Here is a 24,918-nt window from a genome sequence, read left to right as displayed (position 1 = left end):
GATCTTCTGTCTTACCGGGGGCTCCGTTGCCGTGTCCCGAGATCATCTGCGGACCATCAGATCGTGGTGAAATTCCCCATGCCGACAGCGGGCTATCCGCCCAAATCGGCCACCGCCATGCGCTCTACCTGCGGAAACGCCCTAACTCACCGGCATTGCCCTGACCTGCATGGATGCTGGCCCGACCAGTCCTTCGGGGCCCGGCGCAGACCGCTGCTGTCCACTGTTCTCCACCCGTTCCGGCACGGATCTGGCACGTGTCGGGGCCGTCCTGGAGGCGGTCGGCGCCCGGGCTTCCCGGCTGCACGTCGATGCTGTCACGACCCGCGGGGCTCCCGAACTCCCCCTATCTGCTGGACGGCCCCTGTTGGGCGAACGACGAGGAGGCCGAAGACTTCAGGAAGCAGTCCCTACCTCAGGGGCCAGTACAACTAGGCGGCGGTCTCCCCGATGTCCTGGGCTCCACCGGGCAGGGCCCACTGGCCGGTGTCGCGGCGGCGTTGGAGCAGGATGGCGCCGGTGTGGTCGACGACGAGCAGGTTGCTGGCGGGGATAAGGGTGTTGGCCTTCGGCGCGTCGGGGTCGTTGAGGTACTCGGTCCTACCATGCCGGAGCTCCTTGACCTCCCGGGCCGCGCCTTCGCTCGGAGTCTCACCGGGGTGGAGGTAACCGCCCGGGATCTCCCATCCCGGCTTGTACGTGGGCTTCACCAGGAGCACGCGGTCAGCTTCGTCGAAGAACAGCACGCCGGCGGCGGTGCGCGGCTGGGCAACGACCTCAGGCGCGTCGGAGTCGCTCATGGCAACGACTGAAGTGGTCCACGCTGGGTTACCACCTAAGTCCTGGCCGAAGCATCGATCACCCAGCAGGCCGTAGGTCAGCGTTCGGCCGACACTGTTGCTGTGACTTTTCGATCGACTGATCCGGCGGCCCGAGAGCGCCCCTTTGGCCTCGGCACCGTGCGGCGATTCGCCGTAGGGGACTCGGTGGAGCAGCTGACCCGCCTGCTGCATCTCGCATACGCCGATCACGCCGCCGCTGGGCGGGTCTTCTTTGCCTCGTACCAGTCCGCGCAGGACACGGCCTACCGCCTGGGCAAGGGTGAGTGCTGGGTGGCGTTCCAGGGGGACGCGATGGTGGCGACGGTGACGGTGGCGGCTCCTTTCGCGGCCCCGGAGGGATACCCGGCTCCGGCGGGCGCGGGGTCGTTCTGGCAGCTGGCGGTGGAGCCGTCGCGGCGGGGCACCGGGCTGGGTCAGTGGCTGCTGGCGCTCGCGGAGGAGCGGATTGCCGCGTCGGGTTGCGGACAGATAGTGATCGACACGTCGTCCCAGGCGAGCGAGCTGGTCGGCTGGTACCGCCGGCGTGGCTACGTCCCGGTGGGCACGTGGCGGTGGGACGTCACCAACTACGAAAGCGTTGTCCTGGTGAAAGACCTGCTGGTCCGCTGATCGTGGTGGCGGAGGCATGCACTGGGCGGCGGCTCCGCGCCGGGCCCGCCGCCCACAGCATGCTCATGCACGCGGACGTCTACTCGTTGAGGACGCGGGTCGCCGCCTGGACAGCGATGCTGAGGGCCTCGTCCAGGGCTTCGACGCGGCGGCCTCCGGCGTTGGCGACTGGCCCCTTGCCGCCTGTTCCGCCGCCTACGGCGCGGGCAGCACCCGCAAGGATCTGGCTGGCCTCGGCTCCGTCGCTGAGAAGACTAGGCGTGATGGCGGCGACGAGCAGGGCTTTGCCGTCGTGGTCGGTCCCGAGAACGACCACGGCGCGGTCGTTGCGGAGGCGGTCGGCTGTGCCGGCGGCGAGGACGCGGAGGTCATCCGCCCCCAGCCCCGTGACCCGCTGCGAGACGATCCAGCCTCCGGGTACTTGGCGGGAGCCCTCGGCGAGTTGTCCGGCCTGGTTCCGTAGTTCGGCCTCGCGCAGGCGGACGAGTTCCCGCTGTGTGATGGCCATGGCGTCGAGGCGCTTGTGCAGGGCCTCGGGGGCATCCGTGGGGCGTGTGCCGAGGAGTGTGGAGACCTCTTCGAGCAGTCGGCGTTCGGTGTTGTGGTGGCGGAGGGTCCCGTGGCCGGTGAGGGCTTCGATGCGGCGGAGGTTGGAGCCGACCGAGGACTCGCTGAGCAGGCGGAAGGCACCGACCTGGGAGCCGTGGCCGACGTGGGTTCCGCCGCACAGCTCGCGGGAGAAGTCGCCGATGTCGATGATGCGCACGGTGTCGCCGTACTTCTCGCCGAACAGGGCGATGGCGCCGGCGGCCTCGGCTTCGACGCGGTCGGCGTACCAGGCCCGGACGCCCGGGTCGTCGAGGACGTGGGCGTTGACGGCGGCTTCGATCTCGGCGAGCTGGTCGGGGTTGAGGGCGGAGAAGTGGGCGAAGTCGAAGCGGAGCCGGTCGGGTTCGACGAGGGATCCTTGCTGGCGGGCGTGGTCGCCGAGGGTGGCGCGGACGACGGCGTGCAGGATGTGAGTGGCCGAGTGGGAGCGCATGAGGCCCTTGCGGCGGTCGGCGTCGACGGTGGCTTCGCCGCTCGCTCCGGTGCGGATCTCGCCTTCGATCACGCGGGCGCTGTGGACGCGGAAGCCTTCCAGGCCATATCGGGTGTCGGTGATCCGCAACAGCGTGCCGTCGGTGGTGCGCAGGGTGCCGGTGTCGCCGATCTGGCCGCCGGCCTCGGCGTAGAACGGGGAGCGGTCGAGGACGAGTTCGACGTTGGCGCCTTCGGGGGCGGTGGTGACGGCGCCGTCGGAGATCAGGCCCAGGACGGTGACCTCTGCCGTGAGGTGGTCGTAGCCCAGGAAGTCGGTGCGGGGCAGGTGGGCGGACAGCTCGCGGTAGGTGTCCTGCTTGCGCAGGGCTTCGGTGGTCTTGGCCTTGCCGCCGGCCTTGGCACGCTTCTTCTGCTCGTCCAGCAGGGTGGCGAAGCGGTCCTCGTCGACCGCCAGTCCGGCGTCGTGGGCTGCCTCGACGGTCAGTTCCAGGGGGAACCCGAAGGTGTCGGCCAGTTCGAAGGCGGTCTCGCCGGGCAAGATGCTGGAGCGGGTCTTGCGGGTACGGGTGATCGCGGCGTTCAGCAGCCGGGTGCCCTGTGTGAGGGTGCGGGTGAACGACTCCTCCTCGGCGGTGACGACCTGCTCGATGAGGGCGGCCTGGTCGGAGAGTTCGGTCCAGACGGCGCTGAGGTTGGCGATCAGGCTGCTGGTGGTCGGCGCGAGGACGTCCTGGTCGATTCCGAGCAGGCGGGCGTGGCGGATCGCCCGACGCATGAGGCGGCGCAGGATGTAGCCGCGTCCGTCCTTGGCGGGCAGGACGCCGTCGGCGATGAGGAAGGCGATGGAGCGGGCGTGCTCGGTGACGACCTGGAAGGAGACCTTCTCCTCACCGCTGCCGGGGTAGTCGCGGCCAGCGAGTTCCTGGACCGTCTTGAGGGTCGGCAGGAGCAGGTCGGTGGTGCAGACGTTCTCGACGCCCTGGAGGATCGCGGCGAGGCGGTCGAGGCCGAGGCCGGTGTCGATGCTCTGCTGGGCGAGGTCGCCGAGGATCGGGAAGTCGTCCTTTCCGTCGCCTTCACCGCGCTGGGACTGCATGAAGACGAGGTTCCAGATCTCCATGAAGCGCTCGCCGTCGACGGCGGGGCCGCCTTCGGGGCCGAAGGCGGGGCCTCGGTCGTAGTGGAGTTCGGAGGAGGGTCCGCAGGGTCCGGGGACGCCCATGGACCAGAAGTTGTCGTCCATGCCCAGGCGTTGGATGCGCTCGGCGGGGACGCCGATCTTGCGCCAGAGCTGCTCGGCCTCGTCGTCGTCCTGGTAGACGGTGACCCAGAGCCGGTTCTTCTCCAAGTTGTAGCCCTGGGTGAGGAGTTCCCAGGCGTAGGCGATGGCGTCGGCCTTGAAGTAGTCACCGAAGGAGAAGTTGCCGAGCATCTCGAAGAAGGTGGCGTGCCGGTTGGTGCGGCCGACGTTGTCGATGTCGGAGGTACGGGCGCACTTCTGGATGCTGGTGGCGCGGGCGAACTCCGGGGTGACCTCGCCCAGGAAGTAGGGCTTGAACTGGTTCATCCCGGCGTTGGCCAGCAGCAGGGTCGGGTCGGAGGGGATGAGCGGGCTGGACGGGACGTGGCGGTGGCCGCGCGAGGTGAAGAAGTCCAGGAAGGTGGAGCGGATCTGCGTCGAGCGCATGGCGGTATGGCCCTCACGGAAGAGTCGTGGAGAGGTGGGGGGGTGATCACACGCCGAGCCGGGCCGAGAACAGGGACTGAGAAGTTCTCAGTTCTCCAGCTCGACGCAGATAGCTCGCGCCCCCACGGTGTAGACCATGACTCCAGATCCGTTGCCCACTGCTCACTGGTGGCGCAGCCCACGCGTTGATCCTGTGTGTGCTGCACCACCAACTTCTCCGGCCAGCGTAACTGATCTGACGTCAAGATCGCTTGCAGTTCCTGTCGGATTACCCGCGTGCAGCAGGGCGAACACTACGTCGGTGAGCTCGGCAGGGTCGAGCAGGACCAGGTCTGCTCCGAAGCCTGCGAGCGCCTCGGGCTCGGTGAAGCCCCAGCCCGCACCCACGGAGGTGACGCCCGCCGCTCTGGCGGCGTAGATGTCCGCGTCCGTGTCCCCGACGAAGACGGCGGCGCTGGGAGCAATGCCGAGTCGGTGGAGGGCGAGATGGAGGCCGTCGGGCGCGGGCTTGGGCGTCGCATCCTCGTAACAGACCGCGGTCTCCATCAGGTCGAGGATGTCCATCGGCAGCAGCCAGCCCAGCCGGCGGTGGTCCCGCCGGGTGACGATGCCGGTGGCCAGGCCCTCGGCCCGGAGCTTCTTCAAGGTGTCCCTGACGAATGGGAAGACGACGGCGTCGAGGCTGGCAGTGGCGGTGGCCGCATCCCAGCCGTCCTCGTTGATCGCTCCGTACAGGCCCAGCTCGGCCAGCACCTGCGCTCGCGGGGCGGTCGCGGCCCACGACGGGAGGTCCGCGACACTGACGCGGCGGCCGAGTGCGGAGGTCGCGAACCCTGCCAGGGCGGTGAGTTGGGCAGCCTTGCTGTCGACGAGTACGCCGTCGACGTCGAAGAGTGCGACTCGCCTCACGCCGGATCTCCGTTCCTGGGCGAGGGCAGGTCGGCCTCGGTGAGCAGGCTGTGCAGGGTGACCCGCTGGTCGGCCAGCAGCATGCGTCCACCGAGCGGGCGCTCCAGCACACACAGAGCGTCGGCGACGGGGGCTCCTGATATCCGCAAGATCCGGGCCATATTGAGCAGTTGGCCGCCGGAGCGAACAACGTCGTCGACGAGGACGGTTCGACGGCCGTCAATGGCGGCGCCTTCGATCTGGCGGTGGGAGCCGTAGCGCTTGGGCTGGCGGCGCAGGAAGACGGCGGGCAGGCCGGTGGCAGCGGACAGAGCGACGACGAGGGGGACGCCGCCGAGTTCGATGCCGGCCAGGACCTGGGCGTCGTCGGGAACGAGGTTGGCCATGGCGGCTGCGGTGTCGCGCAGGAGCGTCGGGTCGGCGGCGAGGCGGTACTCGTCGAAGTAGGCATCGAGCTGGGTACCGTTGGCGAGCTTGAACGAGGCGTTGACGCAAGCGGTTTCGGCGAGCCTGACGGCGAGGCCGGCCAGCGGTGTGCTGGTGGTCATGCTCCTCCGATCGGGGCCGTATCGAGGGCGGCGAGCTGAGCGCAGAAGGCGTCAGCGGACTCGGTGGCCGTGAGGAATCCGAGCGGTCGGGTGGGAGTCTCGAAGAGCCACTTCTCCTCGCGCAGGAACGCGAGCAGGCGAAGGGCGGTGGGTCCGGCGAGATGCACCGGCATGGGGCGGACGGTGGTCGCGTAGTAGAGGGCGGCGGTCAGCTCGTGCAGGGTGCCGACGCCACCGCCCATCGCAACGACCAGGTCGGCGTGTTCCAGGTAGTGGTTGAGACGGGTACCGAGGTCGGGCAGGTGGACCGACGAGGTGGCGTGCGGGTTGAACGCTCCCCACTCGTCGTGCTTACCGATCAGCGTGACCGCGGTGACCGTGGCTCCCTGCGAGGAGGCCCCGCGGGCGGCAGCCTCCATCAGCCCGTTGTAGCCGCCGTGGAGAAGGGAGTACCCGGCTTGGGCCAGGGCCCGGCCGATCTCCTCGGCCAGCTTCTCCTCCGCTTCGGAAGCGGGGACGACTCCTCCGAAGAAGACGGCGGTGAGGCCCTCTCGGGCCCGGCTGGTCGCCGGGCCCGAGAGGTGAAGCGCGTTCACACCAGCTCCAGGTAGGTGCGGTAGGCGGCGACGGCGTCGCGCAGTCCGTCGAGTGCTTCCGGGCAGGTGCGGTTCACCAGAGCGAGCATCCGCTCGATCGCCGAGTCGACGTCCGCGGCCAGCGGGATCGCCGGCCCGCTGATCGCCGCGTCCAGGTCGCCCAGGCAGGCCCGGCCGATCGGGGTGACGGCGATCTCCTCGCGGAGCTGGTACCAGCCCCAGTACCGGGAGGCCGGTGCGAGGGCGGTCTTGATGAGGTCCTTCGTCGCGGTGTGCAGCCTGTGCCACTCGGAGTAGGCGACGAACCGCTGGCCGCGCTTGATGCGCTTGTGGAGCAGTACGGCCAGCACCAGGTGCTCGATCAGCAGCTCGGTGCACGAGTGCGGCCGGGCGAGGAACTCGGCGGCGAAGCGCTCGGCCAGCGCGACCGCTTCCGGGGCGGCAGGTGCGGGCCGGCGGTCGAGGAGCGGGGCTGTGGCGACCGTCGCCTGCAGGTGGGGGATGCGGGACGCAGGCGCGAGGTAGAGGTCGATCTGGTGCAGCCTGCCCTCATCCGGGATGAGGAAGACCGTCCCGACCCCGCCGAGGTCGGCGACGATCGTGTCGCGCCAGCCGGGCAGCAGGGCGCCGGCCTCGATGGACATGAGGTCGTTCAGGGCCTCGGCGAAGGCGGGCAGCCGGGCGTCATGGACGCCGACGACGAAGTCGACGTCGGAGAGGCGGTCGGCGGTGCCGTGGGCCAGTGACCCGCGGACCATCAGGTGGGTGACGGCCGGGGAGGTGGCCAGGATGTCGGCGAGCTTCGCCAGGAGCGGGAGCTGGGTCGGGCGGTTGGCCTGGGTGAGCTCGGCCAGTTGCAGGGTGGGCATGCGCGTCCTCCGTTCGGATTCCGGCGGGGGTGGACAGTACGAGGTGAGCCGCCGGTCAGGGCGTGAGGGCAAGGAGGCGCCGCTTGGCCACCGTCCAGCGCGTCGCGGCCTCCATGTCGCCGAGCGAGGTGTGCAGTTCGGCGATCAGGTCGTAGACCGTGCCCTCGGGCAGGGCGTACGCGTAGAACAGTCGCAGCAGCAAGCGTTCGGCCGCGTCGGTGTAGCCAAGCGCGGCCATGCCGCGGGCGGCCTCCAGCCGTTCGGCGAGCATCGTTTCGTCGGCGGTGGGCAGCGGTTCCGCAGCCGCAGGGTGGAGGGACGGGCGCCGCGCGAGCCGCCGGTAGACGTCGTCGGCGTACACGTCGGCGATCAGGTGGATGCGGTCGGGGCCGAGCAGGTTGCACACCCCGTGCGCGTAGGTCGGCGTCAGCCGCCAGATCCGGCCGCCGGTCATGTGCACCTTCGTGCCGCCGGTGACCAGGAACGCGGAGGAGTTGGTGTGCAGCGGGATGTGCAGCCGGTGCCGTTCGACCTGGTCCAGTTCGTCGTAGTCGCGGTGTTCCCAGAGGAAGGCGTTGGCCTCCAGGCGGGCCAGGCGCACCCACATGTAGTTCAGGCCCAGCTCGGCCAGCAGAGCGGCGGTGGCCGGCATCTGTCCGAGGAGCGCGGTCGGCTGGGCGGTGCAGTCGCCGATCGTCACGTCGCCGGCGTCGCCGGAGGCGTTCATGAGCGAGGTCGTCCACCAGCCGCCCGACTGGTAGGCGCTGTACTCCGCCTTCCAGGGGGCCCGCGCAGTCAGGGCCTCGTGGCGAATCCGTTCGAGCTGTGCGGGATCCACCGCGTCCAGTTGGGCGATCTGCCCGGCCAGGGTGGTCAAGGTGTTGTCCATCAGTTCCCTCCCGTCGCCGACCTGCTGCTCGGTAGGCCGGGTCCACGTGGTGCTCGACGTGGGTGTTCTCGGGGGCTGCTGGTCTCAGCAGCTGATCTCACGCTTCGCTGTCAGGAATGCACGGAAAGCGAAGGAGTGCTCAGGATGGCGGCGCGCCGAGGGGCTTCGATACGACGCCGCTGCCGTCTTCTGGCCGCCGCCGTTCGCGGGCGGAGCGAGGGGCTTGCGTCGTTGCGCGTCATGACTGCCGTCATGGCCGCCGTCATCTCGGTCGGGCGGCGCCTGAAGGGGTTTCCTGTCGAGCTGCCAGGGCTATCGTCAGAACAGACGAACGGGGATCGGAGAGGATCTGCTGTGGCTCAAGATCCAACGCTGTTGAGGGTGTTGACGCTACAGCGGCACTGGCAGGTACACGAGACCTTCCGGCTCCGGTTCGAAGCAACGGCCAACCGGCTGGCACGGGAGGACGACGACCCTCGACTGGAGGGACTGTCGGTCTCCAAGCGCCAGTTCGAACGCTGGTACGGCGGCGCGGTCAAGACACGGCCGTATCCGGACCTGTGCCGGGTTCTTGAGGCCATGTTCGGAGTCAGCGTCGACCTCCTCCTGGCGCCCGCCCCGGCGAATCCGGGTCCGGAAGCCGTCGCGCCATCGTTCTTCGTCCCACCGCCACGGCTGGCCCCCGTCCTCCTCTCGTCCGAGCAGGCGCGCGTGTCGCCTGCTGGTGACCCGTTCGGCATCGAGACCCGCCTCGACGCGGGCACCACGGAATTGGAAAGGCAGGTTGTGATGGCAGCTCGTCGTGCGCTTCGGTTCACCGCGATGGCGGAGGGCAGCAGTGTCGGCCCGGAGACGCTGGGGCAGATCCATGACGAGGTGCGGCGGCTGACCGCTGCCTATCCCCGGCTAGCCCTCCCCACTCTCCTCGGCGACCTGGTCGAGGTCCAGGACCTCACCTTCCGGTTGCTGGAGCACGGCAGGGTCAAGCCCCTGCAGGCCCGCGAGCTGTACCTCCTCGCCGGGATCACCTCGGGGATGCTCGCCAAGGCCAGCCACGACCTGGGCAACCCGAGCGCCGCGATGATGCAGGCCCGCACCGCCTACGTGTGCGCCGACAACGCCGACCACCACGCGATGCGCGCCTGGATCCGCTCGTTGCAGTCGCTCATCGCCTACTGGGCCGGCCGCCCGGGTGAAGCCGCAGACTACGCCGCGCTCGGGCAGTCCGCTGCCGGCAGCGTTCGCGGCACCACGAGCGTGTGGCTCGCCTGTCTGTCCGCTCGCGCCAACGCCCTGCTCGGCGACGGCGAGGCCACGCGCGCTGCCATCCAGCGAGCGGAGGACGCCCGCGCGACGGTCCAGCTCGACGACCTCGACGGCTTCGGCGGCATCATGACCTTCCCGGTGCCCCGACAGCTCTACTACGTCGCCGAGGCCACCGTGCACCTGGGCGAGGACCCCGCGCTCGGCGAGAGCCAGTCGGAGGCCGCCGTCACCGCGTACCGCAACGCCGCCGAGGACGAGTGGGCCTTCGGCGACGAGGCCGGCGCCCAGACCGACCTCGCGCTCGCCCGCATCGCCCGCGGCGAGTTCGAGGGCGCAGCCGAGGCTGTTCGTCCGGTACTCGATCTCCCCTTTGAGCAAAGGAACTTCGGCATCACCAGCAGTGCCCAGCGCGTCCACAGCGCGCTGCGCGCCGACAGCCGCCGAGATGGAGGAGCGGTCGTCAACCTGCGCGAGGAGATCGAAGCCTTCACCGCCACCCCGACGTCGGTCCTCATCCGGTGACCACGCCGGTAGGCTCCGAAGCCATGACCTCAGTCCACCTGGCCGGCCCTCGCCTGGCACTGCGCGAAGTCGAACCCGGGGATGCCGACGCCCTTCTGGCCATCTACGGCGACCCGGAGGCCACTCGGCATCTCAGCTTCGAGCCGCGCACCCTGGACCAGGTCCAGCTGATCACCGACCGCTCGATCGCGTCGGCGAAGGACAGCCCGAGGACGGAGTACTGCCTAGCCGTCACCCGACTCGGCCAGCACGACCTGATCGGCTACGCCCGCCTGGCGACCGAGCCCCAGCAGGCGGCCACCATCGGCTTCGCCCTGCACCCCGCCGTGTGGGGGCGGGGGCTGGGCGCGGAGACCGTCCATCTGCTGTGCGCGCTGGCGTTCAACAGGCTTGGCCTGCACCGTGTCTGGGCAGCCCGCTCGCCACTCAACGAGGCTTCGGCGCGGACTCTCCTCCGGGCCGGGATGACCGAGGACGGCCGTATCCGCGATCACGTCTTCGTCCGAGGCGCGTGGCGCGACTCGATCACCTACTCGATCCTGGAACAGGAGTGGTCGCCGATCGACGGGGTGGAGACCGCCGCTGCCGACGGAAGCTGACCTTGGGGGAACGTGTGCTTACGGACCCGGCAGTGCCCCACCAGGTGATACCCGGGATCGCCGACTTCGTCCGTGGCGGCCTGCCCGCTCCGGCCGCCATGGACGACGGCAACCACTGGGTCGACGGCGTCTGCTGGCTCTACTGCGGTCAGCAGCGGACACGCGTGCTGTGGATCGGCCCGGCGAGCTTGGCCGGCGCCCAGGCGGCGATGTACGCCTGCGGGCCCTGCATCCAGGAACTCCAAGAGCGGGTCTGGCAGTCGATCGTTCTCAACGACGAACCAGGCCAGCCCGGTCCAGCGACAGATTTGGAAACAGCGGAAGGCCGGCGTGCGGGACGTCATCGCGGCCCCCGCAGGTTCCTGCGTCGCACATGAATTCCAGGGCCGCCCTCTGCGTCACTGACTCAGCGAGGGCGGTCACGGTGCTGGTCTCGCCGAGCAGCGTCCTCGGACATCGCCGAGTTGCTTCGGAGACGCCTCCACGATCAGTCACCCGTTCTATCCGCCCCTTGAGGAGCCGACGTGAACCCGACCACTCACGAGCCCCCGGGCATCGCCGCCGCGATCGTGGTCCGCGAAGGTCGCGTGCTGATGTTGCGGCGGCGCACATCGACAGCCACGCCGGCCACACGCGGGGGCGCCGGGTCGTGCTCGTCTGAGCCGCTTTCTGTGCGGTCACACGACCCGGTTCCCCAGGGCGTTCGTCAGCGGCCCGGGGTGTTTCCCGCCCAGACGGGGGGCGTGCGGTGCGACCACGGGCTCGCTTGTTCGAGTTGCCCGGCGAGGCGGAAGAGGCGGCCTTCGCGGCCGTACCCGGCGGCGAACTGCATGCCGATCGGGAGTCCCGTCCCGGTGTCGGCCGTCAGTGGTACGGACATGGCGGGCGTGCCGGCCACGTTGAACGCCGCGGTGAACGGCGAGCGGTCGAGGAGGCGGTCGATCCAGCCGAGGCCGTCCAGCGTCTCCCCGCCCTCGGTGTAGGTGTTCAGGAGCGGGGGGAGCTCCGGCAGGGTCGGGGTGAGCAGGGTGTCGTACGCGTCGAAGTGCCGTGCCAGGCTGCGGGCGACCCGGTTGCGGACCTCGAACGCGGCGACGAACTGGGCGCCGCTGACCTGCTGCCCGTAGTGGTAGCTGGTGCGGCCGCGAGACGGCTGCCCAGCTCCATGCGCCGCCCGGCCATGGCGACTCCGATGTCCTTGATCAGGAAGGGGACCCCGGCCAGCGGCGCGCTGCCCGGGCTGGGCGCGTCGTCGGTGGGCCAGGTCTCCACGATGGCGTTGAGCTGCGGATCGACTGCCTGCGCGGCCCCTCGGGCGACGGCTTCCAGTTCGGCGGGGGTCACCTCGCCGTCGGCCACCAGCTCGGCGAGCCCGACCGCGTCGAAGCTCGTGTATTCGGCAATCCTCACTTGTCACTCCCAGCGGAAAGAGCGATACCGGTCAGCATCTGACGATACCGAACGGTATCGTATGGTGCTGCTTGGTATCGTGGCGGAAGCGGGAAGGCGAGTGGGAAGGCCCCTCGGAACCGCCGACCGGACGTCACGGAGCAGTCATGACATCGAGCACCAGAAGGCCGAGCAGGGTGGCCAAGCTGCCGCCGCGTGAGCGCATCCTCGACGCGGCGGAAGAGCTCTTCCAGAGCGAGGGGATCCGGCGGGTGGGCGTCCAGGCGATCGCCGAGAAGGCCGAGACCACCAAGATGGCGATCTACCGGCACTTCGAGACCAAGGACGCACTGGTCGCGGAGTGGCTGCGGATCGTCGCCGCCGACTACCAGGCGGCCTTCGACCGGGTCGAGGCCGAGCACCCCGGCCGGCCCGGGGAGCAGATCCTGGGCCTGGCCCGCTTCATCGCCGAGGGGCTGCCGGCCATCTCGCACCGGGGCTGTCCGTTCATCAACTCCATCGCCGAACTGCCCGACCGCTCCGACCCGGCGCGGCAGGTCATCGAGGAGCACAAGGCCCACCAACTGCGCAGGCTGGTCGCCATGTGCGCCGAGGCGCGGCTGCCCGACCCGGCGCAGGCCGCAGCCGAGATCACCTTCGTGCTCGAAGGGGCGCAGGTCTGCGCGCAGAACGGCAGCGTCGACCAGGCGGGGGAGCGCCTGATGAGGATCGTCGAGGGGATCGTGTCTAGAAGCTGAGCAGGCCGATGGCGTGGCCGTCGTGGTCCACCACCGGCCACGCGTCCAGGCCGCGGGCGCGCATGGTGGTGGCCGCCGTGGTGGCGGGCATGTCGGCGGTGGCGAACGGGGCGCGGTCGAGGACGATGTCGCGCACCGGAGTGCGCTCGGTGTACCAGGACCGGGCCTGGAACGGCGCGAGGTGCAGGCGGGTCAGCAGCCCGGCGCAGCGGCCGTCGTCGTCGCGGACGAGCAGGTGGTCGCTTCCGGAGCTCTGCAGGACGTCCATCGCGGTGTCGACCATGACGTCGTCGCTGATCTGCAGTTCCGGGCGTTTCATGAGGTCGCCGACCGTGGCGGTGCTTGCGGGGTGTCCGGGGGCGATGGTCATGGGCGGGCTCCTTCGTGTCGCTGCTGCCGGGGTGCCGCGGAGGGCTGGGAGGGACTGGGGAGGCCTGGGAGCGGCTGAGCGGGCCCGGTCCGCATGGTGAACCGGGCCCGCTCCGGGGTGCTACGCGGCGAGGGTGACGCGCCTGGGCGCCCGGCGACGGCCCGAGGAGCCCTGGTTGTCGCGCCCGGAGGCCGCGCGGGTGTCGCCTCCGGTGGGGGCGGGGCGTCCGCGGCGGCCGCGGTTCGTGGCCGCGCTGCGGCGCGGACGCTCGACGACGGGGTCGGCGATGACCACGGGCACACCGGTGGGGACGCGGGCGCCGGTGATGCGGGTCAGGTCCTCGTCGCCGGCGAGGACCCTGGTGGTGACGGGGGTGATGCCGGCGGTGGTCATCATCCGGGCCATCTGGCGGCGCTGGCTGGGCAGGACGAGGGTGACGACGGTGCCGGACTCGCCGGCCCGGGCGGTGCGGCCGCCCCGGTGGAGGTAGTCCTTGTGGTCGCTCGGCGGGTCGAGGTTGACGACCAGGTCGAGGCCGTCGATGTGGATGCCCCGGGCGGCGACGTTGGTGGCGATCAGCGCGGTGACCTGGCCGGTGCGGAACTGCTCCAGGGTGCGGTTGCGCTGGGGCTGGGACTTGCCGCCGTGCAGGGCCGCGGCCTTGACCCCGTTGGCGAGCAGGTCCTCGACCAGCGCGTCGGCGCGGTCCCGGGTGTCGGTGAACATGATCACCCCGCCGTCGCGGGAGGCGATGTGGGCGATCGTGGCGTTCTTGTCGTGGTTCTGCACGTGCAGCACGTGGTGCTCCATGGTGCTGACCGCTGCTGCGGACGGGTCCACCGAGTGGGTGACCGGGTCGTTCAGGAAGTGCCGCACGAGGCGGTCGACGTTGCGGTCCAGGGTGGCGGAGAACAGCATGGTCTGGCAGCCTTCGGCGACCTGTTCGAGGAGCTCGGTGACCTGGGGCAGGAAGCCCATGTCGGCCATCTGGTCGGCCTCGTCGAGGACGGTGACGCCGACCCCGTCCAGCTGGCAGTCGCCGCGCTGGATCAGGTCCTTGAGCCGGCCGGGGGTGGCCACCACGACCTCCGCCCCGCGGTTCAGCACCTGCGCCTGGCGGCCGATCGACATCCCGCCGACCACGGTCGCCATCCGCAGGCGCACGGAGTGGGCGTAGGGGGTGAGCGCCTCGGTGACCTGCTGCGCGAGCTCGCGGGTGGGGACCAGCACCAGGGCCAACGGGCGGCGGGGTTCGGCCCGCTGCCCCGCGGTGCGGGCCAGGACGGCGAGACCGAAGGCGATGGTCTTGCCGGAGCCGGTGCGGCCCCGGCCGAGCACGTCGCGGCCGGCCAGGGAGTTCGGCAGCGTCGCGGCCTGGATGGGGAACGGCGAGGTGACGCCCTGGCGGGTCAGCGTCTTCAACAGGGCTGCGGGCATGTCCAGTTCGGCGAAGGACTCGACGGCCGGCAGGGCGGGAGTGGTGCTCACCGGCATCGCGAACTCGCCCTGCGGGGAGGAGTCCTGGCGGCGGCCCCGGTCGGAGGAGCGCCGGCCGCCGGCCGGACGGGAGCCGTAGAAGGAACTGCCGCCGGAGCGGGAGCCTGCGGCGGATCGGGAGCCTGCGCCGGAGCGGGAGTTGGCGTTCTGGTACGAGGAGCGACTGGAGCGGTTCACGTGGAAACCTTCCTCAAGGCGGCGCGTCACGAGGAAGGCCCCGTGGCGCGGGGCGCCGACGGAGACCGCAAGGGAACGGGCCGGAAGTGTGACGGGCGGAGCGTGGACGGTAGAACCGTGCGGCACGTCACCTACGGTCGGCGCTCACCCGGGAGGGGCGGGAGCGAACGACCTCGAACCGTGAGCTGTCACGGCAGGGCGCCGATCCGGACGCGGAGCTGTGGGTCTCGCGTGGGGATGGCCGCCGGTGGCGGAGCCAGGGGGCCTGAGCGGCCGGGAATGCGTCCGTGACGCAATGCCGAGGGGCCCGCACCGGGCAACATGTACGCGGTGCGGGCCCCTCGCTGCTAGGCGGGTGCCGTGGCAGAAAAACTACAGCGGGCGAATGTTCTCGGCCTGCGGGCCCTTCTGGCCCTGCGTGACGTCGAACTCGACCTTCTGGCCCTCGAGCAGCTCACGGAAGCCGTTGGCGTTGATGTTCGAGTAGTGGGCGAAGACGTCCGGGCCGCCACCCTCCTGCTCGATGAAGCCGAAGCCCTTTTCCGCGTTGAACCACTTCACGGTGCCATTAGCCATAAAAATAATCTCCTTCAAGGGCTGTCCGAAGCCCGCACCATGCAGGCTCCGAGTCGCCGCGATGAGCACCCACCCGGGGAAGAGCCGGGAAACAAAAATGCGCCTGCAAAACATCAGCAGGCGCACACAAAGTCCATGGGAACCACTACTGCAACTCGTACGACTCTAGCAGGCTCGGGCCCGCCACGGGCGAATTTGTCGCCCCGGGTTTCGCGGGAGCCTCCCCCCGGGGCTGCCGGATTCGGAAAGACCGCCCTTGCCCTCTCCGGCGCCAACGGCAGGAAGTGTCAATTCCGCCGCCTCGGATGACGGACTTCGCGGAGTTCGCCGGAGCTGGGCTGGACGGGGTGTCGCGACAACCGCCAGAACCCGAGGCGAGCGGCGGACTGTCACAGGGCTGTGACACGGCGGGGTCCGCCTCCCAAGGAGTTCCTCATGACGCGCACGTAACGTCGCGCACGACATGGCGGAGAAGCGGGAGGCGATGGAGATGCGGAAACTGGGGCACGGAACGCGGCTGATCGGGGTGAGCGTGATCGCCGGGATCGTGGCGGCGGGCATAGCCCTGCCCGCGGTGGCGGCCGCCGGGCTCGGCGCCCGGTCGGCGGCCGACGACTTCCAGAGCCTGCCCGACGACTTCAAGACCCCGGCGCTCTCACAGGCCTCGACGATCCTCGACGCGCAGGGCGGCACGATCGCCACCGTGTACGACCGCGACCGCACCGTCGTCCCGGCGGACCAGATATCCCCGCTGGTGAAGACCGCACTCGTCGACGTCGAGGACAACCGCTTCTACGAGCACGGCGCGATCGACCTCAAGGGCGTGCTGCGCGCCCTGGACAAGAACGCCACCTCCGGCGGCACCGCGCAGGGCGCGTCCACCCTGACCCAGCAGTACGTGAAGAACGTCTTCGTCGACGAGGCGGGCGACGACCCGCAGAAGGTGGCCGAGGCGCAGCGCCAGACCGTCGGCCGCAAGATCCAGGAACTGAAGTACGCGATCAAGGTCGAGGAGACCCTGAGCAAGGACCAGATCCTCACCAACTACCTGAACATCACCTTCTTCGGCGAGAAGGCCTACGGCATCGAGTCGGCAGCGCGGCGCTACTTCGGCGTGCACGCCAAGGACCTCACCCTGCCGCAGGCCGCGCTGCTCGCCGGCCTGGTGCAGTCGCCCACCGGCTACGACCCGACGGTCAACCCGACCGCGGCGAAGGACCGGCGCGACACCGTGCTGCGCAAGATGGCCGAGTACGGGCACATCACCAAGGACCAGGCCCAGCAGGCCATCGCGACCCCGCTCGGGCTCAACGTCCAGGCGCCGCAGCAGGGCTGCATCCTGGCCAAGCAGGGCGAGGGCTTCTTCTGCGACTACGTGCGCCAGACGGTGCTCACCGACCCGGCCTTCGGCAAGTCGGCGGCCGAACGGCAGGCGGTGTGGAAGCGCGGCGGCCTCCAGATCCACACCACCCTCGACCCCAAGGCCCAGGCCTCGCTCTACGCCTCCGTCACCGCCCACGTGAACGCCGGCGACCAGGCCGCGACCGCGATGAGCATCGTCGAGCCGGGCACCGGCAAGATCCTCGCGATGGGCCAGAGCCGCCCGTACGGCGTCGACGGCAAGCAGCACCAGACCCAGATCAACTACAACGTCGGCAAGGCCATGGGCGGCGGGCTCGGCTTCCCGACCGGCTCGACGTTCAAACCGATCGTCGCCGCGGCGGCCCTGGAGAACGGCATCTCGCCGAGCCAGAGCTACACCACCGACTACAGCATCCCGTGGCCGGCGATGACGGACTGCTCCGGCGGCCGGTTCCCCTCCGCCGGGCAGGTGCACAACGACAGCCAGAGCCTCACCGGCCAGTTCGACATGAAGACGGCCATGGCGCAGTCCGTCAACACCTACTTCGCCAAGCTGGAGGGCGACGCCGGGCTGTGCAACGTCGCCCAGATGACCAACAAGCTCGGCATCACCCAGCAGGCGGGCGGCGAGAAGCTCCAGGTCGTCCCGTCGATGACGCTCGGCAGCAACGACCTGACCCCGCTGGAGATGGCCGGCGTCTACGCGGCCTTCGCCGCCCACGGCACCTACTGCGCGCCGACCGCCATCGCCTCGGTGACCGGCCCCGACGGCAAGCAGCTCGCGGTGCCGCAGGCGAACTGCTCCGCCGTGATGTCGACCACCACCGCCGACACCGTCACCGCGATGCTCAAGGGCGTCGTCGAGGACGGCACCGGCCAGACCGCCGGCCTCAGCAGCCGCGACAGCGCCGGCAAGACCGGCACCACCGACGCGAGTCGCCAGGTCTGGTTCGTCGGCTACACCCCCGAGATGGCCGGCGCCACCGTCGTCAGCGACACCGACAACCCCAAGCCCCTGGACGGCCAGCGCATCGGCGGCACCGTCGTGGGCCAGGCCTTCGGCGGCACCCTGGCCGGCCCGATCTGGCGCGACGCCATGAACGGCGCCCTCGCCGACACCCCGGCGGGCACCTTCACCCCGGTACAGCTGCCTTAGCGGGCTCGTCCCGAGCGGGCTCGTTCTGGGCGTGCTCGTCCTGAGCGGGGCCGCGCCGACGGAATCCGGCGCGGCCCTGGTGCCCGGCGCGGTCCCGGCGCCCGGCGCCCCCCCGCGAGCGCCTGCGGCCGGGGGCCGCTCAGAGGCCGTGTCCCTCCAGCGGCTCGCCGGACAGGCGCTGCGCCAGGTAGACCGGCAGGACGGCCAGGACGATCAGCACCGAGGCCACGACATCCACCACCGGGCCCTGGTTGGGCCGGGCCAGGTTCTCGAAGATCCACAGCGGCAGCGTCCGGGTGCCGGGGCCCGCGGTGAAGGTGGTCACCACGATCTCGTCGAAGGAGAGCGCGAAGGCCAGCAGCGCCCCGGCGAGCAGCGCGCCGCGCACGGCCGGCAGCGTGACGTGCCAGAAGGTCTGGAAGGTGTCCGCCCCGAGGTCCGCCGACGCCTCCTCGACCGACGGCGCGATGCGCCGCAGCCGAGCCGACACGTTGTTGAACACCACCACGATGCAGAAGGTGGCGTGCCCGACGACCACGGTGAACAGGCCGAAGCCCACCCCGAGCGGGGTCAGCACGGTGCGGAACGCGGCGTTGAGCGCGATGCCGGTGACGATGCCGGGCAGGGCGATCGGCAGGATCAGCAGGAAGGAGACCGACTGCCGGCCGAAGAACCGGTACCGGGTCGCGGCGAAGGCCGCCATGGTGCCCAGGACCAGCGCCACCCCGGTGGCTCCGAGCCCGGCCTTCAGCGACGTGGCCAGCGCCTCGCGCAGCCCGGTCTCCTGCCAGGCGGCCGTCCACCAGCGGGTGCTGAAGCCGGACGGCGGCCAGGCGAAGGAGCGCGAGGCGTTGAAGGAGTTCACCAGGACCAGCAGCAGCGGGGCGTAGATGACGGCGAACCCCAGGGCCGTCGCCGTCCGGAGCAGGATCCGGGCACCGCGGGAGAGTTGCATCAGGGCCTCGGCCTCACAGACTGTCCAACGCGCCGGTGCGGCGCACGGCGAGCAGGTAGCCCACGATCAGCAGCACCGGGACGCAGGACACCGCGGCCGCCAGGGGCAGGTTCAGCGTCACGTTGGACGCGATGACGTTGCCGAGCATGGACGTGGTGCCGCCGACGATCTGCACCGTCAGGTAGTCGCCCAGGCTCAGCGAGAAGGTGAAGACCGACCCGGCGATGAGCGCCGGCCTGGCCAGCGGCAGCACCACCGTGCGCAGGGTCCGCCAGGGGCCGGCGCCGAGGTCCGCCGCCGCGGCGAGCAGGCTGTCCGGCAGCTGCCCGAACGCGGTGCACAGCGGCAGCACCATGTAGGGCAGCCACAGGTACGCGAGCACCATGACCACCGCCGGCACGCCGAAACCGGGGGAGTGCCCGCCGAAGGGGGCGGCGACCCAGTCCAGGACACCGCCGTGGCTGAGCATCACCCACCAGGCGTAGGCCTTGACCAGGTAGCCGGCCCACAGCGGCGTCAGCACCGCCACCAGCAGCAGGCGCCGGCTCCCGGGCCGAGCGACGCGGGCGATGAAGAAGGCCATCGGGAGGGCGACCACCGCGTCGATCACCGTCACCGACACCGCGATGCCCAGCGTACGCACGGCGACCGTCCGGTACTGGGGATCGGTCAGCAGCGACCGGAAGTTGTCGACGGTCCAGCGCTGCTCGACGGCGGAGGTGAACGCGTTGGTGGTCCAGAACGCGGACAGCAGGAGGACCGCCAGCGAGCCGAGGTACGCCAGCACCAGCCAGGTCATCGGCGCCGCCAGCAGCGCCGCGAGCCGCAGACCGGGGCGCCGGTCGAGCAGCCCGGCCAGCCGGCGCATCGGGGTGCGTGTCGGGGTGCGCGCGGGGGTGTGCGCCGGGGCAGGGGCGCTCAAGAGCTCTTGATCCCGTTCCAGGCGGTGACCCACTGGGCGTACGCGGTGCAGTCGTCGCGGCCGCTGCCGTCGGCGCACTGCGCGGTGGGCGTGGTCCAGTAGTAGACGTCCTTCCACCAGTTCTCGTCGGTGGCGTGGTAGTCGGCGCAGAAGCCCGGGTTGTCGGTGATCTGCGCGCAGGCCTTGGAGTTGGCCGGGGCCTCGCCGAAGTACTCGGCGACCTGCGCGTTGGCCGACGGCGAGACGATGTAGTCCATCCACGCGTAGGCGCAGTTGGGGTGCTGGGCGTGCGCCGAGACCATCCAGGTGTCGGACCAGCCGGTGGAACCCTCGACGGGCAGGACCGCCTGCGTCCGCACCCTGCCGTCGGCGGCGACCGCCTGCTGGATCACCTCCCAGGTGGTGCCGATCAGGGCGTCGCCGGAGTCGAACGCCGCCTGCTCCTTGGTGTAGTCGCTCCAGTAGGAGCCGACCTGCTTCTTCTGGACCTTGAGCAGTGCCACCGCGGCGTCCAGTTGGGAGGAGGTCAGGGCGTAGGGGTTCCTGATGCCGAGCTCGGGCCTGGTCCTCATCAGGTACAGCGCGGCATCCGCGATGTAGATCGGACTGTCGTACGCGGTGAGGTGCCCGGCGTAGGGCGAGTCCGGGGTGAAGACCGCACCCCAGGAGGTCGGCGCGGGGGTGACCTTGTCGGTGTTGTACATCAGCAGGTTGGCGCCGCGCCCGTGCGGGATTCCGTACGGTACGTCCTTGACCGAGTTCCACGGGCGGTTCTTCAACCCGGGGTAGATATCGGCATAGTTGGGGACGAGCGCGGTGTTGACGGGCGCGACGTCGCCGCCCGCGATCAGGCGCAGCGTCGCGTCACCGGAAGCCGAGACGGTGTCGTACTGGCCGGTCTTCATCAGCGCGACCATCTCGTCCGAGGTGCCCGCCACCTTGAGGCTCACCTTGCAGCCGGTCTGCCGGATGAACGGGGTGACCCAGTCGACGGCCTTGTTGTCCTGCCCGTACTCGACGTAGCCGGCCCAGGCGACGATGTTGACGGTGCCCTCGCCCGGGCCGAGGGACTTCTGCGCGGGGATGTCCGGTGCGGTGAACCCGGTGCCCGTGCCGCCGCCGCCGCCACCGGAGTTCGACGCGCACGCCACGGGAAGCAGCAGGGCGGCCGCGGCCGCCAGGGCGCTCAGGGGGCGGCGGTGGAGGCGGGGGCGGCGGGGGCGGCGAAGCAGGGTCCGGCGGCGTAGGGGGCGCGTTGTGCTCATGAACTCGATCGCTTTCGTCAAGGGTTGAGGGTCAGGAGTTGTCGATACGGACGGTGTGGTGTCGCCGCCAGGCCAGGAGGACGCTCGCCCCCCGGCGGCGGGAGGCGTCGGCACCGGAGCCGTCGAGACCGGAGCCGTCGAGGTTCTGCCGGACGGCCACCAGCCGGCCGCCCGCCGCCAGGTCGACCAGGAAGCGGGTCTGCGCGCCGGCGTAGACGACCTCGCCGATCGTCCCGGTGACGCCGTACTCGTCGGGCCCCGGCGGGTCCTCCGCACGGGCGATGCGGATCTTCTCGGGGCGCACCGAGTACGTCCCGGGCCGGCCGAAGACCTGCTCGGCGCAGGCGCCCCGGAGCAGGTTCGAGGTGCCGACGAAGCCCGCCACGAACGCGGTGGCCGGCCGCTCGTACACCTCGGCGGGAGTGCCGACCTGCTCGATCCGGCCGGCGTTGAGGACCGCGATCCGGTCGCTCATCGTGAGCGCCTCGTCCTGGTCGTGGGTCACGAGGACGAAGGTGATCCCGGCCTCGCGCTGGATCTGCTGGAGTTCGAGCTGCATCTCCAGCCGGAGCTTCAGGTCGAGGGCGCCGAGCGGCTCGTCGAGCAGCAGCACGGACGGGCGGTTGACCAGCGCGCGGGCCAGCGCGACCCGCTGGCGCTGCCCGCCGGACAGTTCGGCCGGGCGCCGGTCACCGAAGGAGGGCAACTGCACGCTCGCCAGCGCCTCGGCCACCCGTGCGGCCCGCTCCGCCCGCGGCACCCGCTTGACCTTCAGCCCGTACTCGACGTTCTGCCACACCGACAGATGCGGAAAGAGGGCGTAATCCTGGAACACCGTGTTGACGTCGCGGTCGAACGCGGGCAAGCCGGTGACGTCGACCCCGCCCAGCAGCACCCGGCCGGCGCTCGGCGCCTCGAAGCCCGCGATCATGCGCAGCACCGTGGTCTTTCCCGACCCGGACGGCCCGAGCATCGAGAAGAACTCGCCCGGCCTGATCTCCAGATCGATCCCGTCCACGGCGCTGACCACGCCGAACGCCTTGCTGACCCCGGACAACGCGACCGCACCGGGCACGAGCGGACGGCCGGCCGAGCGGCCCGACGCACGCTCCGGAGGGTTGGGAGAGGGGCTGGCGGACGGACTGGGAACTGGGCTGGACGTCATCCGCACCTCGGTCTCGCGGCTTCTGCTGTCGGATCCGCGGGGCTGTCGAATCCTCTGAATCCTCGACTGAAGCAGAAAAGCCACCGGCCCGGGTGGCGGCGGCCCACCGGCCTCGGGGGCCGTCAGCGCGATGACGGGGGCATGGCGGTGACATGGCGGCGCTTGTCAGCCCGATGACGGCGAGGTCCGGCACCTTCGAGAGGTCCGGCCTTGCCTCTCCTCGCCCGAATTCACTTCCACGTCAACCGAATTCACGTCCACGTCCACGCCCGCCTCCATATTCACGTTCAAGGAGCGCACATGACGATCACCATCCGACCGGGAAGCACCGTGATGTTCACCGGCGACTCGATCACCGACTGCCAACGGCAGCAGAGCGAAGACGGCCTCGGGTACGGCTACCCGCTGCGCATCGCGGGCGAGTGGGGCTTCCGGCACCCGGACCGGCCCGTGACCTGGCTGAACACCGGGAACGCGGGCGACAAGGTGATGAACCTCGAAGCCCGCTGGCAGACCGACGTGCTCGACGCCCGCCCGGACGTGGTGTCGATCCTCGTCGGAGTCAACGACATGGGCTGGCACACGCTGGACCCGGCGGGGCGCGTGATCCCCGCAGAGGAGTTCGAAGCGGGCTACGACCGCCTGCTCGCGCCCCTCGCCGAGGCGGGCGCGCAGCTGATGCTCATCGAGCCGTTCCTCCTGCCCATCCACGGCGTCATCGAGGCCGGCGCCGCCTTCATCGGAGAGCATCAGCGGCAGCAATGGCGCACCGACCTGGACCCCAAGATCCAGGCCGTGCGCAAGCTCGCCCGCACCTACGGCGCGCACCTGCTCGCCGCTGACGGCATGTTCGCCGAACTCGCCGCCGCGGCCGGCCCGGAACACTGGTCCGAGGACGGCGTCCACCCGACGCCCGCCGGCCACGCCGCACTCGCGGCAGCCTGGCTGCGCCTGGTCGCCTGACCGGGCCCGCGACCACCGGCGACCCGGCGACCCGGGTGGACGGACAGCTGGGGGAGAGCCAATGAGCTGTTCGCACCCCGTAGTTGAAGATCACCGGGCTGGTGTGCCTGGTCGGCTACGGCTGCTGATGACCATGGCTCGTAATCGACTGGCTGTTCCAGGACTTCGGACGGCAAGATCGACTACGCCTGATCGGAGCACAACAGAAGGAGACTGCCCATGTCCGACGACCAGCCCGACGAGACCACCACCGCCGAGGCCCCCGCCCAGCCTGTCGCCGCCAAGCCCGTTGCCAAGCCCGCCGCCAAGCAGGTCGGTCAGCAGACTCTAGGGAACAAGACCATCCAGGGACAGATCATCACCCACACGATCGTCAAACCGCTGAGGGCCGAGTGACCTCTTCGGCGTTGGGTGAGGCGAGGCCCGAACGGTGGACCGTGGACCCGAAGTAGCCAGGTCCGCGTCCCCCGTCCGGCCTCGGGGGAGCCATGTCTCGGGCGGCCACTGGCAGCCCCTGGCGGTTGCTGGCGGCGCTCAGCCGCCGAAGGCCTCCACCACGGGCCGCCGCAGGTCGTAGGCGGCCCAGCCCGGGTCCCCGGTGCCGGCGAACGCGACCCAGGCACCGTGGACCCGGGCTGCGAGCCCCGCCGGGGCGGGGTCGGGCCCGAGCAGCCCGGTGTCCCCGTGCAGCCACGGTTCGTCGGCGACGTCGAACACGAAGGGCAGTTCGACGGTGTGGGCGGCGCCGAGCCGCCCGCCCAGGGCCGTCGAGCGGTACCCGAACGAGTAACGGTGCGTACGGCCGCCCGAGACCCGCGCGTGGGCCTGCGCCAGACGCGCCGTACCGGCCTCGAACAGGGCCTGCCCGAGCACAGCGGAGCGCAGCTCGCCCGGTGTCGCGCCCGGCCGGGCCGCGCGGTGCGCGGCGAGGGCGGCCTCCGGGTCCGGGTGCACCCGGGCGGCGACGGCGAGCACGTCGGCGTCCGTGGTGGACTCCAGACCGCCCTGCGGGACGACGTAGAGGTGCCCCTCCTCGGTGGTGGTGCCGATGAGCAGATCGACGTCGGCGGCCGGGCCGTCGGCGAGGGCGGCGGCGGGCTGCGCCGGCAGGACCAGGCTGAACGGGCTGAGCCCGGCCAGCGGGTCCGAAGCGGTGCCGGTCCGCAGATCCAGGCCGGCCAGCGCGGGCAGGACCGCCACGAAACGCTCGTCCGGGACCAGGGCGAACGCCTCCACGGTCGGCTCGACGCCCAGCGCGGCCGCCACCGCGGCGGTGACCCGCTGCGCCTGCTCCGGCGTGAACGCGCCGCAGCCGTTGCCGCTCTGGACGATCGCCCGCCGGAACAGACCGGCGGCCGCCGGAGTCGCGAGCAGCGCACCGACGAGCGTGGCGCCCGCGGACTGGCCGAAGACCGTGACGTTCCCCGGGTCGCCACCGAAGGCCGCCACCGAGCCCCGCACCCACCTGAGCGCGGCGAGCACGTCGAGCAGCCCGCGGTTGGCCGGAGCACCCGCCAGCTCCAGGAACCCCGGCACGCCGAGGCGGTAGTTCACCGTCACCAGGACGACGCCGTCGCGGGCGAACGCGCCGCCGCCGTAGAGCGCCGCACGGCTCGAACCGGTGACGAACCCGCCGCCGTGCACGAAGACCATGACAGGGCGCCCGCCCCCGTCGGCGGCCGGCGTGTGGACGTCGACGGTCAGGTACTCCTCGCCGGGCACCCAGCCCGGCCCGAAGTAGGGGCTCATGTCGAGCCGGCCGAAGTCCCGGGCCGGCTGGGGAGCGGTCGGCGAGGGCCTGCTGCCGTCACGGACACCCGACCAGCCCGGGTGCGGCGCGGGCGCGGCGAACCGGCCGGCACCGACCGGCGCCGCCGCGTACGGAAGGGCGCGGAAGCGCTCGCCGGACTCGTCACGGACGCCGCGCACGGCGCCCGCCGGGGTTTCGGCGACCGGATCTGCCTGTCGGGACACGGGATGACT

The 24,918-nt window shown here is 70.9% G+C and carries 22 protein-coding genes and 4 pseudogenes; 9 read left to right on the top strand and 17 right to left on the bottom strand.

What is annotated here, in order from left to right; genetic code table 11:
* Nucleotides 1-434: 434 nt before the first annotated feature.
* Both ACFWPT_RS11760 and ACFWPT_RS11755 read right to left on the bottom strand, forming a co-directional pair.
* A pseudogene (locus ACFWPT_RS11760) lies at nt 435-554 on the bottom strand (NUDIX domain-containing protein); the annotation flags it as partial.
* Nucleotides 555-626: 72 nt separating this feature from the next.
* Nucleotides 627-800 (bottom strand): annotated as a pseudogene (locus ACFWPT_RS11755) (NUDIX domain-containing protein); the annotation flags it as partial.
* A gap of 186 nt (nt 801-986) precedes the next feature.
* On the opposite strand from ACFWPT_RS11755, the gene ACFWPT_RS11750 reads away from it, so the two are divergent.
* Nucleotides 987-1,451 (top strand): GNAT family N-acetyltransferase, encoded by a 465-nt coding sequence (locus ACFWPT_RS11750; RefSeq protein WP_380481412.1) that lies wholly within the window; start codon nt 987-989, stop codon nt 1,449-1,451.
* A 79-nt stretch (nt 1,452-1,530) separates the two neighbouring features.
* Here ACFWPT_RS11750 and alaS read toward each other — a convergent pair whose 3' ends face one another.
* From alaS to ACFWPT_RS11720, 6 genes are all read right to left on the bottom strand, one after another.
* Nucleotides 1,531-4,182, bottom strand: a complete 2,652-nt coding sequence (gene alaS, locus ACFWPT_RS11745) for an alanine--tRNA ligase (protein WP_380481410.1) — start codon at nt 4,180-4,182, stop codon at nt 1,531-1,533.
* Nucleotides 4,183-4,344: 162 nt separating this feature from the next.
* A complete protein-coding gene (locus ACFWPT_RS11740) occupies nt 4,345-5,091 on the bottom strand; it encodes an HAD family hydrolase (protein WP_380481408.1) in 747 nt (248 codons plus the stop codon).
* Nucleotides 5,088-5,639 (bottom strand): orotate phosphoribosyltransferase, encoded by a 552-nt coding sequence (locus tag ACFWPT_RS11735; protein WP_380481406.1) that lies wholly within the window; start codon nt 5,637-5,639, stop codon nt 5,088-5,090. The genes ACFWPT_RS11740 and ACFWPT_RS11735 overlap by 4 nt, the downstream gene beginning before the upstream one ends.
* Nucleotides 5,636-6,235 carry an LOG family protein gene (locus tag ACFWPT_RS11730; RefSeq protein ID WP_380481403.1) on the bottom strand — a complete coding sequence of 200 codons (600 nt, stop codon included), beginning with the start codon at nt 6,233-6,235 and terminating at the stop codon, nt 5,636-5,638. The genes ACFWPT_RS11735 and ACFWPT_RS11730 overlap by 4 nt, the downstream gene beginning before the upstream one ends.
* Entirely contained in the window at nt 6,232-7,104 is an 873-nt protein-coding gene (locus ACFWPT_RS11725; protein WP_380481401.1) for a hypothetical protein, read from the bottom strand. Before ACFWPT_RS11725 ends, ACFWPT_RS11730 begins: the two co-directional genes overlap by 4 nt.
* 55 nt (nt 7,105-7,159) lie before the next feature.
* The gene (locus ACFWPT_RS11720; RefSeq protein ID WP_380481399.1) at nt 7,160-7,993 is read right to left on the bottom strand and encodes an aspartyl/asparaginyl beta-hydroxylase domain-containing protein; all 834 of its coding nucleotides are present in this window, start codon (nt 7,991-7,993) and stop codon (nt 7,160-7,162) included.
* 252 nt (nt 7,994-8,245) lie between these two features.
* Between ACFWPT_RS11720 and ACFWPT_RS11715 the strand changes: the two genes are divergently transcribed.
* From ACFWPT_RS11715 to ACFWPT_RS11700, 4 genes and pseudogenes are all read left to right on the top strand, one after another.
* Nucleotides 8,246-9,781: a hypothetical protein gene (locus tag ACFWPT_RS11715; protein WP_380481397.1), complete on the top strand. Its 1,536-nt coding sequence runs from the start codon at nt 8,246-8,248 to the stop codon at nt 9,779-9,781.
* Between the two features lie 23 nt (nt 9,782-9,804).
* A complete protein-coding gene (locus ACFWPT_RS11710; protein WP_380481395.1) occupies nt 9,805-10,380 on the top strand; it encodes a GNAT family N-acetyltransferase in 576 nt (191 codons plus the stop codon).
* A gap of 32 nt (nt 10,381-10,412) precedes the next feature.
* Nucleotides 10,413-10,757: a hypothetical protein gene (locus ACFWPT_RS11705; protein WP_380481393.1), complete on the top strand. Its 345-nt coding sequence runs from the start codon at nt 10,413-10,415 to the stop codon at nt 10,755-10,757.
* A 147-nt stretch (nt 10,758-10,904) separates the two neighbouring features.
* Nucleotides 10,905-10,994: pseudogene (locus tag ACFWPT_RS11700) on the top strand (NUDIX hydrolase); the annotation flags it as partial.
* Nucleotides 10,995-11,086: 92 nt separating this feature from the next.
* Here the strand turns inward: ACFWPT_RS11700 and ACFWPT_RS11695 are convergent.
* A pseudogene (locus ACFWPT_RS11695) lies at nt 11,087-11,790 on the bottom strand (amidase family protein).
* Between the two features lie 146 nt (nt 11,791-11,936).
* On the opposite strand from ACFWPT_RS11695, the gene ACFWPT_RS11690 reads away from it, so the two are divergent.
* Nucleotides 11,937-12,527: a TetR/AcrR family transcriptional regulator gene (locus ACFWPT_RS11690; RefSeq protein WP_380481391.1), complete on the top strand. Its 591-nt coding sequence runs from the start codon at nt 11,937-11,939 to the stop codon at nt 12,525-12,527.
* Here the strand turns inward: ACFWPT_RS11690 and ACFWPT_RS11685 are convergent.
* The 3 genes from ACFWPT_RS11685 to ACFWPT_RS11675 form a co-directional block, all read right to left on the bottom strand.
* On the bottom strand, nt 12,517-12,897 hold the full coding sequence (locus ACFWPT_RS11685; protein ID WP_380481389.1) for a CBS domain-containing protein: 381 nt from the start codon (nt 12,895-12,897) through the stop codon (nt 12,517-12,519). The two genes, ACFWPT_RS11690 and ACFWPT_RS11685, sit on opposite strands and share 11 nt — an antisense overlap.
* A 120-nt stretch (nt 12,898-13,017) precedes the next feature.
* Nucleotides 13,018-14,571, bottom strand: coding sequence for a DEAD/DEAH box helicase (locus ACFWPT_RS11680; protein WP_380368664.1), 1,554 nt, complete (start codon nt 14,569-14,571; stop codon nt 13,018-13,020).
* A 372-nt stretch (nt 14,572-14,943) separates the two neighbouring features.
* Nucleotides 14,944-15,147 (bottom strand): cold-shock protein, encoded by a 204-nt coding sequence (locus ACFWPT_RS11675; protein WP_030918248.1) that lies wholly within the window; start codon nt 15,145-15,147, stop codon nt 14,944-14,946.
* Between the two features lie 463 nt (nt 15,148-15,610).
* Here ACFWPT_RS11675 and ACFWPT_RS11670 point away from each other — a divergent pair, with 463 nt between their 5' ends.
* Entirely contained in the window at nt 15,611-17,665 is a 2,055-nt protein-coding gene (locus ACFWPT_RS11670) for a transglycosylase domain-containing protein (RefSeq protein WP_380368661.1), read from the top strand.
* Nucleotides 17,666-17,804: 139 nt separating this feature from the next.
* Here ACFWPT_RS11670 and ACFWPT_RS11665 read toward each other — a convergent pair whose 3' ends face one another.
* From ACFWPT_RS11665 to ACFWPT_RS11650, 4 genes are read right to left on the bottom strand one after another with little or no spacing between them, the layout of a single operon-like run.
* Nucleotides 17,805-18,620, bottom strand: coding sequence for an ABC transporter permease (locus tag ACFWPT_RS11665; protein ID WP_380481386.1), 816 nt, complete (start codon nt 18,618-18,620; stop codon nt 17,805-17,807).
* A 13-nt stretch (nt 18,621-18,633) separates the two neighbouring features.
* The gene (locus ACFWPT_RS11660) at nt 18,634-19,488 is read right to left on the bottom strand and encodes an ABC transporter permease (RefSeq protein WP_380368731.1); all 855 of its coding nucleotides are present in this window, start codon (nt 19,486-19,488) and stop codon (nt 18,634-18,636) included.
* Between the two features lie 50 nt (nt 19,489-19,538).
* The gene (locus tag ACFWPT_RS11655) at nt 19,539-20,807 is read right to left on the bottom strand and encodes an ABC transporter substrate-binding protein (RefSeq protein WP_380481384.1); all 1,269 of its coding nucleotides are present in this window, start codon (nt 20,805-20,807) and stop codon (nt 19,539-19,541) included.
* 31 nt (nt 20,808-20,838) lie between these two features.
* Complete coding sequence (locus tag ACFWPT_RS11650) at nt 20,839-21,972, bottom strand: ABC transporter ATP-binding protein (RefSeq protein WP_380481382.1); 1,134 nt, start codon at nt 21,970-21,972, stop codon at nt 20,839-20,841.
* Nucleotides 21,973-22,272: 300 nt separating this feature from the next.
* Here ACFWPT_RS11650 and ACFWPT_RS11645 point away from each other — a divergent pair, with 300 nt between their 5' ends.
* Complete coding sequence (locus ACFWPT_RS11645; protein ID WP_380481380.1) at nt 22,273-22,935, top strand: GDSL-type esterase/lipase family protein; 663 nt, start codon at nt 22,273-22,275, stop codon at nt 22,933-22,935.
* A 219-nt stretch (nt 22,936-23,154) separates the two neighbouring features.
* Entirely contained in the window at nt 23,155-23,331 is a 177-nt protein-coding gene (locus ACFWPT_RS11640) for a hypothetical protein (protein WP_380368650.1), read from the top strand.
* Between the two features lie 138 nt (nt 23,332-23,469).
* Here ACFWPT_RS11640 and ACFWPT_RS11635 read toward each other — a convergent pair whose 3' ends face one another.
* Nucleotides 23,470-24,909 (bottom strand): carboxylesterase/lipase family protein, encoded by a 1,440-nt coding sequence (locus ACFWPT_RS11635; RefSeq protein ID WP_380481378.1) that lies wholly within the window; start codon nt 24,907-24,909, stop codon nt 23,470-23,472.
* Between the last annotated feature and the right edge of the window lie 9 nt (nt 24,910-24,918).

It is taken from the genome of Kitasatospora sp. NPDC058478 (assembly GCF_042720345.1).
GTDB lineage: Bacteria > Actinomycetota > Actinomycetes > Streptomycetales > Streptomycetaceae > Kitasatospora.
This window is presented reverse-complemented; position numbering and strand designations above follow the sequence as displayed.

Coding starts and splice junctions, on each gene's coding strand:
- alaS (WP_380481410.1), bottom strand. CDS start 4,182: ATGCGCTCGACGCAGATCCGCTCCACCTTCCTGGACTTCTTCACCTCG.
- ACFWPT_RS11735 (WP_380481406.1), bottom strand. CDS start 5,639: ATGACCACCAGCACACCGCTGGCCGGCCTCGCCGTCAGGCTCGCCGAA.
- ACFWPT_RS11725 (WP_380481401.1), bottom strand. CDS start 7,104: ATGCCCACCCTGCAACTGGCCGAGCTCACCCAGGCCAACCGCCCGACC.
- ACFWPT_RS11720 (WP_380481399.1), bottom strand. CDS start 7,993: ATGGACAACACCTTGACCACCCTGGCCGGGCAGATCGCCCAACTGGAC.
- ACFWPT_RS11715 (WP_380481397.1), top strand. CDS start 8,246: ATGGCCGCCGTCATCTCGGTCGGGCGGCGCCTGAAGGGGTTTCCTGTC.
- ACFWPT_RS11710 (WP_380481395.1), top strand. CDS start 9,805: ATGACCTCAGTCCACCTGGCCGGCCCTCGCCTGGCACTGCGCGAAGTC.
- ACFWPT_RS11690 (WP_380481391.1), top strand. CDS start 11,937: ATGACATCGAGCACCAGAAGGCCGAGCAGGGTGGCCAAGCTGCCGCCG.
- ACFWPT_RS11685 (WP_380481389.1), bottom strand. CDS start 12,897: ATGACCATCGCCCCCGGACACCCCGCAAGCACCGCCACGGTCGGCGAC.
- ACFWPT_RS11675 (WP_030918248.1), bottom strand. CDS start 15,147: ATGGCTAATGGCACCGTGAAGTGGTTCAACGCGGAAAAGGGCTTCGGC.
- ACFWPT_RS11670 (WP_380368661.1), top strand. CDS start 15,611: ATGGCGGAGAAGCGGGAGGCGATGGAGATGCGGAAACTGGGGCACGGA.
- ACFWPT_RS11665 (WP_380481386.1), bottom strand. CDS start 18,620: ATGCAACTCTCCCGCGGTGCCCGGATCCTGCTCCGGACGGCGACGGCC.
- ACFWPT_RS11660 (WP_380368731.1), bottom strand. CDS start 19,488: ATGCGCCGGCTGGCCGGGCTGCTCGACCGGCGCCCCGGTCTGCGGCTC.
- ACFWPT_RS11655 (WP_380481384.1), bottom strand. CDS start 20,807: ATGAGCACAACGCGCCCCCTACGCCGCCGGACCCTGCTTCGCCGCCCC.
- ACFWPT_RS11650 (WP_380481382.1), bottom strand. CDS start 21,972: ATGACGTCCAGCCCAGTTCCCAGTCCGTCCGCCAGCCCCTCTCCCAAC.
- ACFWPT_RS11645 (WP_380481380.1), top strand. CDS start 22,273: ATGACGATCACCATCCGACCGGGAAGCACCGTGATGTTCACCGGCGAC.
- ACFWPT_RS11640 (WP_380368650.1), top strand. CDS start 23,155: ATGTCCGACGACCAGCCCGACGAGACCACCACCGCCGAGGCCCCCGCC.